Genomic DNA, 15,369 nt, shown 5'->3' on the forward strand with positions numbered 1-15,369 from the left:
CGGTCCGCGCCTCACTCGTACTCGGGCGGTTCCTCGTCCCAGCCGAACTCGGGGTCGCTGTGCTGCGGGGCCGCGGCGCGGGCCGGGGCCGTGCGTGGTGCGGGGGACGGGGCCGCCGGTGCCTCCGGGGCCGCTCCCGGGGACGTCTCGGCCAGGACCTCCAGGACGCCCTCGCCGTACGTCGCGAGCTTCTTCTCGCCGAGGCCGCTGATGCCTCCCAGCTCCCCGATCGTCGTCGGGTGGACCGTCGCGATCTCCCGCAGCGTCGCGTCGTGGAAGATCACATACGCCGGGACGCCCTGCTCCTTGGCCTGCGCCCCGCGCCAGGCGCGCAGCGCCTCGAAGACCGGGACGGCGGACTCGGGGAGGTCGGCGGGGGCCGCCTTGGCCTTGGCGCCCCTGCCGCCGCCGGACGAGGACGACGAAGACCGGGACGTCGGCCTCTTCGGCTCCTTGCGGAGCAGGACGTCCCGCTCCCGGCCGAGGACCGTGGCGCTCTCGTCGGTCAGGACCAGCGTGCCGTACTCCCCCTCGACCGCCAGCAGGCCCTGGGCCAGCAGCTGGCGGACCACGCCGCGCCACTCCGCCTCGGCCAGCTCCTCGCCGATGCCGAAGACGGAGAGCTGGTCGTGGTCGAACTGGATGACCTTGGCGGTCTTGCGGCCCAGCAGGATGTCGATGATCTGGCCCGCGCCGAACTTCTGGTTCCGCTCGCGCTTCAGCCGAACCACCGTGGAGAGCAGCTTCTGCGCGACGATCGTGCCGTCCCAGGTCTCCGGCGGGGTGAGGCAGGTGTCGCAGTTGCCGCAGGCGGGGGCCGTGGGCTCCTGGCCGAAGTAGGTCAGCAGCTGGGCCCGGCGGCACTGGACCGTCTCGCACAGGGCCAGCATCGAGTCGAGGTGGGAGGCGGCCCGGCGGCGGAACGCCTCGTCGCCCTCGCCGCCCTGGATGAGCTTGCGCTGCTGGACGACGTCCTGGAGTCCGTACGCCATCCAGGCCGTGGACGGCTCCCCGTCCCGGCCCGCGCGGCCGGTCTCCTGGTAATACCCCTCGACGGACTTGGGCAGGTCGACGTGGGCGACGAAGCGGACGTCCGGCTTGTCGATGCCCATGCCGAACGCGATCGTCGCGACGACGACGAGCCCCTCCACGCGGAGGAACCGCGCCTGGTGGGCGGCGCGCGTGGAGGCGTCCAGGCCCGCGTGGTACGGCACGGCCTCCACGCCGTTGCGGCTCAGATACTCCGCGATCTTCTCCGTGGAGTTGCGCGAGAGGCAGTAGACGATGCCCGCGTCCCCCGCGTGCTCCTCCTTGAGGAAGGAGAGGAGCTGCTTCTTGGGCTCGGTCTTCGGCACGATCCGGTACTGGATGTTCGGCCGGTCGAAGCTCGCGACGAAGTGCTTCGCGTCCGGCATACCGAGCCGGCGGGTGATCTCCTCGTGCGTGGTGTTCGTCGCGGTCGCCGTCAGCGCGATGCGCGGCACGTCCGGCCAGCGCTCGCCGAGCACGGACAGCGCCAGATAGTCGGGGCGGAAGTCGTGGCCCCACTGGGCGACGCAGTGCGCCTCGTCGATCGCGAATACGGAGACCTCGCCCCGGGCCAGCAGGGAGAGCGTGGAGTCCAGCCGCAGCCGCTCGGGCGCCAGGTAGAGGATGTCGAGCTCGCCCGCGAGGAACTGCGCCTCCATCGAGCGGCGCTCGTCGAAGTCCTGCGTGGAGTTCATGAAGCCGGCCCGGACGCCGAGGGCCCGCAGGGCGTCGACCTGGTCCTGCATGAGGGCGATCAGGGGGGAGACGACGACGCCGGTGCCCCGCCGGACCAGGGACGGGATCTGGTAGCAGAGGGACTTTCCGCCGCCGGTGGGCATGAGGACGACCGCGTCGCCGCCCGCCACGACATGCTCGATGATCGCGCCCTGCTCGCCGCGGAACGACTCGTACCCGAAGACGCGGTGCAGTGTCCGGCGCGCCTCGCTCTCGCCGCCCGTGTCGGCGCCGGTCCCGGTCACCGTCCCGGTGGTCTCGTCCATGCTCACGCCCAATGCTCTGTCCCCCGAGGGTCCGCCGAGGGTCCGCTCGCCCGGCCCTGTCCCGTTCTGCTCTCGTCCCCGTCCACGATAGGCGGAGGGAACGACAACGCCGGACGGTCTGTGGATAACCGACCGTCCGGCGCTGCTGTCGCTCATACCGCGGGTGCTTCCCGCGCGGGCTGCCGCTACCGCACGAAGACCCCCGCCTGGCTCGCCAGATCCAGGAAGTACTGCGGGGCCAGGCCCAGCACCAGGGTCACGGCGACGCCGACCGCGATCGTCGTCATGGTCAGCGGGGACGGGACGGCGACCGTGGGGCCGTCCGCCTTCGGCTCGCTGAAGAACATCAGGACGATCACGCGGATGTAGAAGAACGCCGCGACGGCCGAGGAGAGCACCCCGACGACGACCAGCGCCCCGGCCCCGCCCTCCGCCGCCGCCTTGAACACCGCGAACTTGCCGGAGAACCCGGAGGTCAGCGGAATCCCGGCGAAGGCCAGCAGGAACACCGCGAAGACCGCCGCGACCAGCGGCGAGCGGCGGCCGAGCCCGGCCCACTTCGACAGGTGGGTGGCCTCGCCGCCCGCGTCCCGCACCAGCGTGACCACGGCGAACGCGCCGACCGTCACGAAGGAGTAGGCGAGCAGGTAGAAGAGGACCGAGGAGATGCCCTCCGGGTTGGCCGCGATGACGCCCGCGAGGATGAAGCCCGCGTGCGCGATCGAGGAGTAGGCGAGGAGACGCTTGATGTCGGTCTGAGTGATCGCGACGATCGCCCCGCCCAGCATCGTGACGATGGCCACCGCCCACATGACCGGCCGCAGGTCCCAGGTGAGGCCCGGCAGTGCCACGTACAGCAGGCGCAGCAGCGCGCCGAACGCGGCGACCTTCGTGGCCGCGGCCATGAAGCCGGTGACCGGGGTCGGGGCGCCCTGGTAGACGTCCGGGGTCCACATGTGGAACGGGACCGCGCCGACCTTGAAGAGCAGGCCGGTCAGGAGCATCGCACCGCCGATGAGCAGCAGCGCGTCGTTGCCCATGGTGTCGGCGAGGGCGGGGTCGATCTCCAGGACCGAGCCGTCGACGACGTTGGCGATCTCGGCGTACGACAGGGAGCCCGCGTAGCCGTAGAGGAGGGCGATCCCGAAGAGCAGGAACGCCGAGGAGAACGCGCCGAGCAGGAAGTACTTCACGGCCGCCTCCTGCGACATCAGCCGCTTGCGGCGGGCGACGGCGCACAGGAGGTAGAGCGGGAGCGAGAAGACTTCCAGCGCGACGAAGAGGGTCAGCAGGTCGTTGGCGGCCGGAAAGACCAGCAGCCCCGCCACCGAGAAGAGCAGCAGCGGGAAGACCTCGGTGGTGGTGAACCCGGCCCGGACCGCGGCCTTCTCGCCCTCGCCGCCCGGTACGGCCCCGGGCTGGGCGGCGAACGAGTCGACGCGGTTGCCGTGGCTGCCGGGGTCGAGCCGGCGCTCGGCGAAGGTGAACACCGCCACCATGGCGACCAGGAGAATGGTGCCTTGCAGGAACAGGGTGGGGCCGTCGATCGCGATGGCCCCCATGGCCGCGATCCGGGCCTTCGTGGTGCCGTACCCCCCGGCGGCGAGGCCGACGATCGCGGCGAACGAGGCGGCCACCGCGACCACGGTCAGGAAGAGCTGGGTGTGGTAGCGGGCCCGGCGCGGCACGAAGGCCTCGACCAGGATGCCGAGGACGGCCGCGACCACGATGACCAGGACCGGCATCAGCTGGGTGTACTCGATCTTCGGCGCCGTGAACGAGTCGCCCGGCGCCGCCGCGGTCACCCCGCTCGCCGTCGCCCACAGGCTGTGGACAGCTGTTGCGCTCACTTGGCGGCCTCCACCTCGGGCTGGGGGTCCTTCTTCTGTACGTCGGACATGGTGTGCTCCACCGCCGGGTTGACGACCTCGGTGAGCGGCTTCGGGAAGACGCCCAGGAAGATCAGCACGGCGATCAGCGGAACCGCGACCGCCAGCTCACGGGCCCGGAGGTCCGGCATGGAGCGGACCGATTCCTGCACCGGGCCGGTCATCGTGCGCTGGTAGAGGACCAGGACGTAGAGCGCGGCGAGCACGATGCCGGAGGTGGCGATGATGCCGGCCACCGGATACGCGCTGAACGTCCCGACCAGGACCAGGAACTCACTGACGAACGGGGCGAGTCCGGGCAGCGACAGGGTGGCGAGCCCGCCGATGAGGAACGTCCCGGCCAGCACGGGGGCGACCTTCTGCACCCCGCCGTAGTCCGCGATGAGCCGCGAGCCGCGCCGGGTGATGAGGAAGCCGGCGACCAGCAGCAGCGCCGCCGTGGAGATGCCGTGGTTGACCATGTAGAGCGTGGCGCCCGACTGGCCCTGGCTCGTCATGGCGAAGATGCCCAGGATGATGAAGCCGAAGTGCGAGATCGAGGCGTAGGCGATGAGCCGCTTGATGTCGCGCTGGCCGACCGCGAGGAGCGCCCCGTACACGATGGAGATCAGCGCCAGGGTGATGACCACCGGCGTCGCCCACTTGCTGGCCTCCGGGAAGAGCCCCAGGCAGAAGCGGAGCATCGCGAAGGTGCCGACCTTGTCGACGATCGCGGTGATCAGCACGGCGACCGGGGCGGTCGCCTCGCCCATCGCGTTGGGCAGCCAGGTGTGCAGCGGCCACAGCGGGGCCTTCACCGCGAAGGCGAAGAAGAACCCGAGGAACAGCCACCGCTCGGTGCTGGTCGCCATCTCCAGGGAGCCGTTGGCGCGGGCCTCGGCGATCTCGGAGAGCGAGAAGCTGCCCGCGACCACGTAGAGGCCGATGACCGCGGCCAGCATGATCAGCCCGCCGGCCAGGTTGTAGAGGAGGAACTTGACCGCCGCGTACGAGCGCTGGGTCGCGGCGCTCTCGTCGGTGCCCGCGTGGGCCCGGTCGCCGAAGCCGCCGATGAGGAAGTACATCGGGATGAGCATGGCTTCGAACAGGATGTAGAAGAGGAAGACGTCCGTCGCGACGAACGACAGGATCACCATGGCCTCGACCATGAGGATCAGGGCGAAGAAGCCCTGCGTCGGACGCCAGCGCGTGGACTTCGTCTCCAGGGGATCCGCGTCGTGCCAGGCGGCGACGATGACGAACGGGATCAGCAGCGCGGTGAGGCCGAGGAGCGCCACCCCGATGCCGTCGACGCCCAGTTCGTACCGGACGCCGAAGTCGGCGATCCAGGCCCGGGACTCGGTGAGCTGGTAGCGGTCGCCGCCCGGTTCGAAGCGGAGGAAGACGACCGCCGCCAGGACGAGCGTGCCGAGCGAGAAGAGCAGCGCGAGCCATTTGGCCGCGGTGCGCCGCGCCGCGGGGACGGCGGCCGTGGCGATCGCACCGATCGCCGGGAGCGCCGCCGTCGCGGTCAGGAGGGGAAAGGACATGTGATCAGACCGCCCTCATCAGCAGGGTCGCGGCGATGACGACCGCCGTACCGCCGAACATCGAGACCGCGTAGGTGCGGGCGTAGCCGTTCTGGAGCTTGCGCATCCGGCCGGAGAGCCCGCCGACCGAAGCGGCCGTGCCGTTGACGACGCCGTCGACCAGGGAGTGGTCCACGTAGACCAGCGAGCGGGTGAGGTGCTCGCCGCCGCGGACCAGGACCACGTGGTTGAAGTCGTCCTGGAGGAGATCGCGGCGGGCGGCCCGGGTGAGGACCGAGCCGCGCGGGGCGACCACCGGGACCGGCTTGCGGCCGTACATCGCCCAGGCGATGCCGACGCCGATGACCAGGGCCACCACGGTGGCTCCGGTGACCGTGGCCGCGCTCAGCGGGGAGTGCCCGTGGTCGTAACCGGTGACCGGCTCCAGCCAGTTGACGAACCGGTCGCCGATCGCGAAGAACCCGCCCGCGAAGACCGAGCCGAAGGCCAGCACGATCATCGGGATGGTCATCGACTTCGGGGACTCGTGCGGGTGCGGCTCGTGGCCTTCCGCGTCCGGCTGCCAGCGCTTCTCGCCGAAGAAGGTCATCAGCATCACGCGCGTCATGTAGAACGCGGTGATCGCTGCGCCCAGCAGGGCGACCGAGCCGAGGATCCAGCCCTCGGTGCCGCCCTTGGCGAAGGCCGCCTCGATGATCTTGTCCTTGGAGAAGAAGCCGGACAGGCCGGGGAAGCCGATGATGGCCAGATAGCCGAGCCCGAAGGTGATGAAGGTGACCGGCATGTACTTCCGCAGGCCGCCGTACTTGCGCATGTCGACCTCGTCGTTCATGCCGTGCATGACGGAGCCCGCGCCGAGGAAGAGCCCGGCCTTGAAGAAGCCGTGCGTCACCAGGTGCATGATCGCGAAGATGTAGCCGATGGGGCCGAGGCCCGCGGCGAGGATCATGTACCCGATCTGCGACATCGTGGAGCCGGCGAGCGCCTTCTTGACGTCGTCCTTGGCGCAACCGACGATCGCACCGAAGATCAGCGTGACCGCACCGACGATGACGACGACCAGCTGGGCGTCCGGGGCGGCGTTGAAGATCGCGCCGGAGCGGACGATCAGATAGACACCGGCGGTGACCATGGTCGCGGCGTGGATGAGGGCGGAGACCGGGGTCGGGCCCTCCATCGCGTCACCGAGCCAGGACTGCAGCGGCACCTGGGCCGACTTGCCGCAGGCGGCCAGCAGCAGCATCAGACCGATGGCCGTCAGCTTGCCCTGGCTCGTCTCGCCCGCCGACTCCAGCACCGGCCCGAAGGCGAAGGTGCCGAAGGTGGTGAACATCAGCATGATGGCGATCGAGAGGCCCATGTCGCCGACCCGGTTGACCAGGAAGGCCTTCTTCGCGGCGGTGGCCGCGGTGGGCTTGTGCTGCCAGAAGCCGATGAGCAGGAACGACGCCAGGCCGACGCCCTCCCACCCGACGTACAGCAGCAGGTAGTTGTCGGCGATGACCAGGATGAGCATCGCCGCGAGGAACAGGTTGAGATAGCCGAAGAAGCGGCGCCTGCGCTCGTCGTGCTCCATGTAGCCGATGGAGTAGATGTGGATCAGCGTGCCCACACCGGTGATGAGCAGGACGAACGTCATCGACAACTGGTCGAGCTGGAAGGCGATGTCGGCCTGGAAGCCTTCCACCGGGATCCAGCTGAACAGGTGCTGGTGCAGGGCCCGGTCCTCGGCGCCCTTCCCCAGCATGTCGGTGAAGAGGATCAGTCCGACGACGAACGAGGCGGCGGCGAGCGCCGTACCGAGCCAGTGGCCCGTCTTGTCGAGCCGACGGCCGCCGCAGAGCAGGACCGCCGCTCCGAGCAGGGGCGCCGCAACGAGCAGCGCAATCAGGTTCTCCACGTTTCCGACCCCTTACAGCTTCATCAGGCTGGCGTCGTCGACCGAGGCCGAGTGGCGGGAGCGGAACAACGACACGATGATCGCGAGTCCGACGACGACTTCCGCGGCGGCGACGACCATCGTGAAGAACGCGACGATCTGCCCGTCGAGGTTGCCGTGCATCCGGGAGAACGTGACGAGCGCCAGATTGCAGGCGTTGAGCATCAGCTCGACACACATGAACACCACGATCGCGTTCCGCCGGACCAGCACCCCGGAGGCGCCGATCGCGAACAGCAGGGCCGCGAGGTAGAGGTAGTTGACCGGGTTCACTGGGCGGCCTCCGAATTCTCCGCCGCGGACGCGGGACCTGCCCCGCGTGTCACGGCGTCCGCGTCCTCACGTCCGAGCCGCTCCCCGGAACGCTGCTCCAGGGCCTTGAGATCGGCGAGGGACTCCTGCGAGACGTCCCGGATCTGACCGCGCTTCCGCAGCGTCTGCATGACGGTGAGCTCGGACGGCGTGCCGTCGGGGAGCAGACCGGGGATGTCCACCGCGTTGTGCCGGGCGTAGACGCCGGGGGCGGGGAGCGGCGGGAGGTGCTTGCCCTCGCGCACGCGCTGCTCGGCCAGCTCCCGCTGGGTCCTGGCCCGTTCGGTGCGTTCGCGGTGCGTGAGCACCATCGCGCCGACCGTCGCCGTGATCAGCAGGGCGCCGGTGATCTCGAAGGCGAAGACGTACTTGGTGAAGATGAGGTTGGCGAGTCCCTCGACGTTGCCGCCGTGCCGGGAGTTGGCCGCGCCGAGCCCGTTGAACGTGGAGAGGGAGGCGTTGCCGATGCCCGCGATCAGCAGGATGCCGAAGCCGAGGGCGCATCCGGCGGCCAGCCAGCGCTGCCCCTTGAGGGTCTCCTTGAGGGAGTCCGCCGCGGTGACCCCGACGAGCATGACGACGAAGAGGAACAGCATCATGATCGCGCCGGTGTAGACGATGATCTGGACGATGCCGAGGAAATAGGCCCCGTTGGCGAGGTAGAACACCGCGAGGATGATCATGGTCCCGGCGAGGGAGAGCGCGCTGTGCACGGCCTTCTTCATCAGGACCGTGGAGAGCGCGCCGATCACGGCGACGGTGCCCAGGATCCAGAACTGGATGGCCTCGCCGGTGGAGGTGGTGGTGGCTGCGGCCAGCGCGTTCACGCGTCCACCCCCTTGTCCTGCGGGGCGTCGGCGGCCCGGGCGGACTCGATGGGGTCCTCGTCGGGCTTGTCGTTCTCGCCCTTGGACACGGCCGTCTGCCGGACGGTGCCGGGGGCGGCCTCGGTGACCACGCCCCGGTAGTAGTCCTGTTCGTCCATGCCGGGGTAGATAGCGTGCGGGCTGTCGACCATGCCCTCCTGGAGCCCGGCGAGCAGCTCGTCCTTGGTGTAGATGAGGCTCTCGCGGGTGGTGTTGGCCAGTTCGAACTCGTTCGTCATCGTCAGCGCCCGGGTGGGGCACGCCTCGATGCAGAGTCCGCACAGGATGCAGCGCGCGTAATTGATCTGGTAGACGCGGCCGTAGCGCTCGCCCGGGGAGTACCGCTCCTCCTCGGTGTTGTCCGCGCCCTCCACGTAGATCGCGTCGGCGGGACACGCCCAGGCGCACAGCTCGCAGCCGACGCACTTCTCCAGGCCGTCCGGGTGGCGGTTGAGCTGGTGGCGGCCGTGGAAGCGCGGCGCCGTCGTCTTCGGCGTCTCCGGGTACTGCTCGGTGAGCCGCTTCTTGAACATGGCCTTGAAGGTCACGCCGAAGCCGGCCACGGGGTTCTGGAACTTCTCCCCCGCCGCTCCCGGTTCGCCCGAGGACCCAGCGGATCCCGATGAGCCCGTGAGTTCTGGTTTCTCAGACACCGCCGGCCTCCTTTCCGTCACTCGCGTTTCCGTCACTCTGAGTATCCGGCCCGCCACTGACAACGAGCTCCCGCTCCCGCCGTGGCCTGCGCCGGGGCACCGGTGGCAGGGTCTGACCGGGCAGCGGCGGCACCGGGTAGCCGCCCGCCATCGGGTCGAAGGCGGGCTCGGGTCCGGCCGCTTCCGTCTCGGCCCGCCTCCGCCGGTCGCGGAAGATGTCGACGACGAACGAGATCAGCAGGATCGCGAGCACGGCCGCGCCGACGTACAGCACGATCCGGGAGAAGTCGTAGCCCTCGTTGCGCAGCGCGCGGACGGTGGCGACGAGCATCAGCCAGACCACGGAGACCGGGATGAGGACCTTCCAGCCGAGCTTCATCAGCTGGTCGTAGCGGACCCGGGGCAGGGTGCCGCGCAGCCAGATGAAGAAGAAGATCAGCGCCTGGAGCTTGAGGAAGAACCAGAGCATCGGCCACCAGCCGTGGTTCGCCCCCTCCCAGAACGCGGAGACCGGGAACGGAGCGCGCCAGCCGCCGAGGAACAGCGTCACCGCGATCATCGACACGGTCACCATGTGGATGTACTCGGCGAGCATGAACATCGCGAACTTGATCGAGCTGTACTCGGTGTTGAAGCCGCCGACCAGGTCGCCCTCGGACTCCGGCATGTCGAACGGCGCCCGGCTGGCCTCACCGACCATGGTCACCATGTAGATGAGGAAGGAGACCGGGAGCAGGATGATGTACCAGCGGTCCGCCTGCGCCTCCACGATCGTCGAGGTCGACATCGACCCGGAGTAGAGGAAGACCGAGGCGAAGGCGGCGCCCATCGCGATCTCGTAGCTGATCATCTGGGCACAGCTGCGGATTCCGCCGAGCAGCGGGTACGTCGACCCCGACGACCAGCCGCCGAGGACGAATCCGTACACGCCGACCGAGCCGACCGCGAGGATGTACAGCGCGGCGATCGGCAGGTCGGTCAGCTGCATCGTGGTACGGGTGCCGAAGATGGAGATCTCGTTGCCCGCGGGCCCGAACGGGATGACCGCGATCGCCATGAAGGCGGGGATCGCCGCGAGGATCGGGGCGAGGATGTAGACCGCCTTGTCCGAGCCCTTGACGACCACGTCCTCCTTCAGCATCAGCTTGACGCCGTCGGCGAGCGACTGGAGAAGCCCCCAGGGGCCGTGCCGGTTGGGGCCGATGCGCAGCTGCATCCAGGCGACGACCTTGCGCTCCCAGACGATCGAGAAGAGCACGATCAGCATCAGGAACGCGAAGCAGAAGACCGCCTTGACGGCGACGAGCCACCAGGGGTCGGTGCCGAACATCGAGAGATCCTCGGCGGCGAGGACGACGCGCTCGGGCGCCGTCGTGAGTGCGGCGAGGCCAGTCACGCTCGTACCTCCGATGATTCGACGGGAGCTCCCGGTGCGGCGGCGGGGCCGATCCGCACCAGGCCGCCCGGGTTCACTCCGGTATCGGCGGGGATGCCGCGTCCCACCGAGTTCAGCGGCACCCAGACCACCCGGTCCGGCATGTCGGTGACCGTCAGGGGCAGTTCGACGGTGCCGGCGGGTCCGGTGACGGCGAGCAGGTCGCCGTCCTTGACACCGGTCTCGGCGGCGGTGACCGCCGAGAGCCGGGCGACGGCCGCGTGCCGGGTTCCGGCGAGGGCGGTGTCGCCCTCCTGGAGCCGGCCGAGGTCGAGCAGCATGCGGTGGCCCGCGAGGACGGCCTCGCCGTCGCCGGGCCGGGGCAGCGGCTGCGCACCCTCGCGCGGGTCGTCCGCGTGGCCGCCCTCCCAGCCGCCGAGCCGGTCCAGCTCGCGGCGGGCGGCGGTCAGGTCCGGGAGCGCGAAGTGCACGTCCATGGCGTCGGCCAGCATGTGCAGCACCCGGGAGTCGGTCGGCGCGAGCGTCCGGGGCATCTGCTCGGGCTTCAGCGCGGCCTGGAACATCCGGACCCGGCCCTCCCAGTTGAGGAAGGTGCCGGACTTCTCGGCGACGGCGGCGACCGGGAAGACCACGTCCGCGCGGGCGGTGACCGCGCTCGGCCGCAGCTCCAGGGAGACCAGGAAGCCGACCTCGTTCAGCGCCTGGATGGCGCGGTTCGGGTCGGGCAGGTCCTCGACGCCGACCCCGGCGACGAGCAGCGCGCCCAGTTCGCCGGTGGCCGCGGCCTCGACGATCTGGCCGGTGTCGCGGCCGTGGCGGGAGGGCAGTTCGGCCACCCGCCACAGCTCCGCGACCTCGTCACGGGCGCGCGGGTCGGTGGCAGGACGGCCGCCGGGCAGCAGCGAGGGGAGCGCGCCCGCCTCGATCGCGCCCCGGTCGCCCGCCCGGCGCGGAATCCACACCAGGCGTGCGCCGGTTGCGGTGGCGGTGCGGATCGCGGCGGACAGTGCGCCGGGTACGCCCGCGAGCCGTTCGCCGACGATGATCAGCGCGTGCTCACCGCGCAACGCCTCGGCCGCCGCGGCCCCTTCGGCCTCCAGGCCGACGCCGCCCGCGAGCGCGTCGAGCCATTCGGTCTCGGTGCCGGGGGCGGCGGGCAGCAGCGTGCCGCCCGCCTTCTCCAGACCCCGGGTGGCGTGCGTGGCGAGCGCGAACGTCTTCTGGCCGCCCTTGCGGTGGGCCTTGCGCAGCCTGAGGAAGACGCCGGGCGCCTCCTCCTCGGACTCGAACCCGACGAGGAGGACCGCGGGGGCCTTCTCCAGCGCGGTGTACGTGACGCCTTCGCCGTCGAGGTCCCGACCGCGTCCGGCGACGCGGGCGGCCAGGAAGTCGGCCTCCTCGGCGCTGTGGACGCGGGATCGGAAGTCGATGTCGTTGGTGTCGAGGGCGACCCGGGCGAACTTGCTGTACGCGTAGGAGTCCTCGAAGGTCAGCCGGCCGCCGGTCAGGACGCCGGTGCGGCCGCGGGCGGCGAGGAGTCCGGCCGCCGCGGCTTCCAGCGCCTCGGGCCAGCTCGCCGGTTCCAGTTCGCCGTCGGCGTTGCGGACGAGGGGGGTGGTGAGGCGGTCGCGCTGCTGGGCGTAGCGGAAGCCGAACCTCCCCTTGTCGCAGATCCACTCCTCGTTGACCTCGGGCTCGTTGGCCGCGAGACGCCGCATGACCTTGCCGCGCCGGTGGTCGGTCCGGGTCGAGCAGCCCCCCGAGCACTGCTCGCACACCGAGGGGGTGGAAACCAGGTCGAAGGGGCGGGAGCGGAACCGGTACGCCGCCGAGGTCAGCGCGCCGACCGGGCAGATCTGGATGGTGTTGCCGGAGAAGTACGACTCGAAGGGGTCGCCCTCGCCGGTGCCGACCTGCTGGAGCGCGCCGCGCTCGATCAGCTCGATCATCGGGTCGCCCGCCACCTGGTTGGAGAACCGGGTGCAGCGCGCGCAGAGCACGCACCGTTCGCGGTCCAGCAGCACCTGGGTGGAGATCGGGACGGGCTTCTCGAAGGTCCGCTTCCTCCCCTCGAACCGGGAGTCGGCGCCGCCGTGCGACATCGCCTGGTTCTGGAGCGGACACTCGCCGCCCTTGTCGCAGACGGGGCAGTCCAGCGGGTGGTTGATCAGCAGCAGCTCCATCACGCCCTTCTGCGCCTTCTCGGCGACAGGAGAGGTGATCTGCGACTTGACGACCATGCCGTCGGTGCAGGTGATGGTGCAGGAGGCCATCGGCTTGCGCTGGCCCTCGACCTCGACGATGCACTGGCGGCAGGCGCCGGCCGGGTCGAGGAGCGGGTGGTCGCAGAAGCGCGGGATCTCGATGCCGAGGAGTTCGGCGGCCCGGATGACCAGGGTCCCCTTGGGGACGCTGATCTCGATGCCGTCGATGGTCAGCGTGACCAGGTCCTCGGGCGGAACCGCCGCCTCGCCGCCCCCGGAGGGCGCACTCGTGGTGACTGTCATGCGTTCACCCCCCGGTGAGCGTTCTTGCCGTCGGTGTTCTTGTCGTCGGCCCAGGCCGTGGACCGGGCGGGGTCGAAGGGGCAGCCCTTGCCGGTGATGTGCTGCTCGTACTCCTCGCGGAAGTACTTGAGCGAGGAGAAGATCGGCGAGGCCGCGCCGTCGCCGAGCGCGCAGAACGACTTGCCGTTGATGTTGTCGGCGATGTCGTTGAGCTTGTCGAGGTCGGCCATCTCGCCCTTGCCGGCCTCGATGTCGCGGAGCAACTGGACCAGCCAGTACGTCCCTTCGCGGCAGGGCGTGCACTTGCCGCAGGACTCGTGGGCGTAGAACTCGGTCCAGCGGGTGACAGCCCGCACCACGCAGGTCGTCTCGTCGAAGCACTGGAGCGCCTTGGTGCCGAGCATGGATCCGGCGGCGCCGACGCCCTCGTAGTCGAGGGGGACGTCGAGGTGCTCCTCGGTGAACATCGGGGTGGAGGAGCCACCCGGAGTCCAGAACTTCAGGCGGTGGCCGGCCCGCATGCCGCCGCTCATGTCGAGGAGCTGGCGGAGCGTGATGCCGAGCGGGGCCTCGTACTGGCCGGGGCTGGTGACATGGCCGCTGAGCGAGTAGAGCGTGAAGCCCGGGGACTTCTCGCTGCCCATCGACTTGAACCAGTCCTTGCCCTTGTTCAGGATCGCGGGAACCGACGCGATGGACTCGACGTTGTTCACCACAGTGGGACAGGCGTACAGACCGGCGACCGCAGGGAAGGGGGGCCGCAGCCGGGGCTGGCCGCGCCGTCCTTCGAGAGAGTCGAGCAGCGCGGTTTCCTCACCACAGATGTACGCGCCGGCGCCCGCGTGCACCGTGAGTTCCAGATCGAGTCCTGAACCCAGGATGTTCGTCCCCAGATAACCCGCCTCGTACGCCTCTCGTACGGCCTCGTGCAGCCTTCGCAGCACGGGGACGACCTCACCGCGCAGGTAGATGAACGCATGCGACGAACGGATCGCGTAACAGGCGATCACAATGCCCTCGATGAGGCTGTGTGGGTTCGCGAAGAGGAGCGGGATGTCCTTGCAGGTCCCCGGCTCCGACTCGTCGGCGTTGACCACCAGATAGTGCGGTTTGCCATCGCCCTGCGGGATGAACTGCCACTTCATCCCGGTGGGGAAGCCCGCGCCACCGCGGCCGCGCAGACCGGAGTCCTTGACGTACGCGATGAGATCATCGGGCGCCATGGCCAGCGCTTTGCGCAGCCCTTCGTAGCCCTCGTGGCGGCGGTAGGTGTCCAGCGTCCAGGACTCGGGCTGGTCCCAGAAGGAGGAGAGGACGGGCGCGAGCAGCTTCTCGGGGCTCGTCCCGTTGTGGTCGATCTCGGCGGCCAAGGTCATCACTCCCCCTCCTCGGCTGCGGGCCCGGCCGGGTGCTCCGGGTCGGAGGCCGAGGTCTGCTGCGGTGCGTCGTGCGAGCTGAGGCGCTCGGCCGGCGACGGATCGTGGACCTGCGGGTCGTGCGGCTGCCCGTCCTGGGGCCGCGCGTCCTCGGGCCTCTCGCCCTCGGGCTGCCCGGCGCGCGGGGAGACCACGCGCGCCTTGGGAAGCGCCTCGCCCTTGGCGAGCTTCAGCCCGATCAGGGAGGCGGGGCCCGCGCCGCCGGTCGCCTCGACGGCGCCGGGGCGCTCGTCGGGGAAGCCGGCCAGGATGCGGGCGGTGTCCTTGTACGAGCAGAGGGGGGCGCCGCGGGTGGGCTCGACGGTCCGGCCGGCGATCAGGTCGTCGACGAGCTGCGTGGCGCTCTCGGGCGTCTGGTTGTCGAAGAACTCCCAGTTGACCATCACGACGGGCGCGAAGTCGCAGGCGGCGTTGCACTCGATGTGTTCGAGGGTGACCTTGCCGTCCTCGGTGGTCTCGTTGTTGCCGACTCCGAGGTGCTCCTTGAGCGTGTCGAAGATGGCGTCGCCGCCCATGACCGCGCACAGGGTGTTGGTGCAGACGCCGACCTGGTAGTCGCCGCTCGGCCTGCGCCGGTACATGGAGTAGAAGGTGGAGACGGCGGTGACCTCGGCGGTGGTGAGGTCGAGCGTCTCGGCGCAGAAGGCGATGCCCGTACGGGAGACGTATCCCTCCTCGGACTGCACGAGGTGCAGCAGCGGCAGCAGGGCGGAGCGGCTGCCCGGGTAGCGGGCGAGCACCTCCTTGGCGTCCGCGTCGAGCCGGGCGCGTACCTCGGCCGGGTAGGGGGTGGCGGGGAGCTGCGGCATCCC

At 70.2% G+C, this 15,369-nt stretch carries 11 protein-coding genes; all 11 read right to left on the reverse strand.

The genetic code is table 11. From position 1 onward, the window contains the following. Nucleotides 1–11: 11 nt before the first annotated feature. The 11 genes from recQ to nuoE all read right to left on the reverse strand — a co-directional run bounded on the left by recQ (nt 12) and on the right by nuoE (nt 15,366). Nucleotides 12–2,030 (reverse strand): DNA helicase RecQ, encoded by a 2,019-nt coding sequence (gene recQ / locus IE140_RS04595; protein WP_150195938.1) that lies wholly within the window; start codon nt 2,028–2,030, stop codon nt 12–14. 185 nt (nt 2,031–2,215) lie between these two features. After that, nucleotides 2,216–3,880 carry an NADH-quinone oxidoreductase subunit NuoN gene (gene nuoN / locus IE140_RS04600; protein WP_176741742.1) on the reverse strand — a complete coding sequence of 555 codons (1,665 nt, stop codon included), beginning with the start codon at nt 3,878–3,880 and terminating at the stop codon, nt 2,216–2,218. Beyond that, a complete protein-coding gene (locus IE140_RS04605; protein WP_032779461.1) occupies nt 3,877–5,448 on the reverse strand; it encodes an NADH-quinone oxidoreductase subunit M in 1,572 nt (523 codons plus the stop codon). Before IE140_RS04605 ends, nuoN begins: the two co-directional genes overlap by 4 nt. Nucleotides 5,449–5,452: 4 nt before the next feature. Next, the gene (gene nuoL / locus IE140_RS04610; RefSeq protein ID WP_150195935.1) at nt 5,453–7,348 is read right to left on the reverse strand and encodes an NADH-quinone oxidoreductase subunit L; all 1,896 of its coding nucleotides are present in this window, start codon (nt 7,346–7,348) and stop codon (nt 5,453–5,455) included. Between the two features lie 12 nt (nt 7,349–7,360). Continuing rightward, a complete protein-coding gene (gene nuoK, locus IE140_RS04615; protein ID WP_003967074.1) occupies nt 7,361–7,660 on the reverse strand; it encodes an NADH-quinone oxidoreductase subunit NuoK in 300 nt (99 codons plus the stop codon). Next, nucleotides 7,657–8,526 carry an NADH-quinone oxidoreductase subunit J gene (locus tag IE140_RS04620; RefSeq protein ID WP_088577333.1) on the reverse strand — a complete coding sequence of 290 codons (870 nt, stop codon included), beginning with the start codon at nt 8,524–8,526 and terminating at the stop codon, nt 7,657–7,659. The genes nuoK and IE140_RS04620 overlap by 4 nt, the downstream gene beginning before the upstream one ends. Next, nucleotides 8,523–9,218 (reverse strand): NADH-quinone oxidoreductase subunit NuoI, encoded by a 696-nt coding sequence (nuoI, locus tag IE140_RS04625; protein WP_150195933.1) that lies wholly within the window; start codon nt 9,216–9,218, stop codon nt 8,523–8,525. Before nuoI ends, IE140_RS04620 begins: the two co-directional genes overlap by 4 nt. Continuing rightward, nucleotides 9,211–10,614 (reverse strand): NADH-quinone oxidoreductase subunit NuoH, encoded by a 1,404-nt coding sequence (nuoH, locus tag IE140_RS04630; protein ID WP_078566603.1) that lies wholly within the window; start codon nt 10,612–10,614, stop codon nt 9,211–9,213. The genes nuoI and nuoH overlap by 8 nt, the downstream gene beginning before the upstream one ends. Next, the gene (locus IE140_RS04635) at nt 10,611–13,121 is read right to left on the reverse strand and encodes an NADH-quinone oxidoreductase subunit G (RefSeq protein WP_150195932.1); all 2,511 of its coding nucleotides are present in this window, start codon (nt 13,119–13,121) and stop codon (nt 10,611–10,613) included. The genes nuoH and IE140_RS04635 overlap by 4 nt, the downstream gene beginning before the upstream one ends. Then, nucleotides 13,118–14,500 (reverse strand): NADH-quinone oxidoreductase subunit NuoF, encoded by a 1,383-nt coding sequence (gene nuoF, locus IE140_RS04640; protein ID WP_023608518.1) that lies wholly within the window; start codon nt 14,498–14,500, stop codon nt 13,118–13,120. The genes IE140_RS04635 and nuoF overlap by 4 nt, the downstream gene beginning before the upstream one ends. Continuing rightward, nucleotides 14,497–15,366: an NADH-quinone oxidoreductase subunit NuoE gene (nuoE, locus tag IE140_RS04645; RefSeq protein ID WP_093440689.1), complete on the reverse strand. Its 870-nt coding sequence runs from the start codon at nt 15,364–15,366 to the stop codon at nt 14,497–14,499. Before nuoE ends, nuoF begins: the two co-directional genes overlap by 4 nt. Nucleotides 15,367–15,369 lie beyond the last annotated feature (3 nt).

Origin of the sequence: Streptomyces parvus, from assembly GCF_014648875.1 — a bacterium.
In the GTDB taxonomy this organism is placed as follows: Bacteria; Actinomycetota; Actinomycetes; order Streptomycetales; family Streptomycetaceae; genus Streptomyces; species Streptomyces parvus.

What these genes read in the sequence shown, in the direction of transcription:
- recQ (WP_150195938.1), bottom strand. Translation starts at nt 2,030, where the DNA reads ATGGACGAGACCACCGGGACGGTGACCGGGACCGGCGCCGACACGGGC.
- IE140_RS04605 (WP_032779461.1), bottom strand. Translation starts at nt 5,448, where the DNA reads ATGTCCTTTCCCCTCCTGACCGCGACGGCGGCGCTCCCGGCGATCGGT.
- IE140_RS04635 (WP_150195932.1), bottom strand. Translation starts at nt 13,121, where the DNA reads ATGACAGTCACCACGAGTGCGCCCTCCGGGGGCGGCGAGGCGGCGGTT.
- nuoE (WP_093440689.1), bottom strand. Translation starts at nt 15,366, where the DNA reads ATGCCGCAGCTCCCCGCCACCCCCTACCCGGCCGAGGTACGCGCCCGG.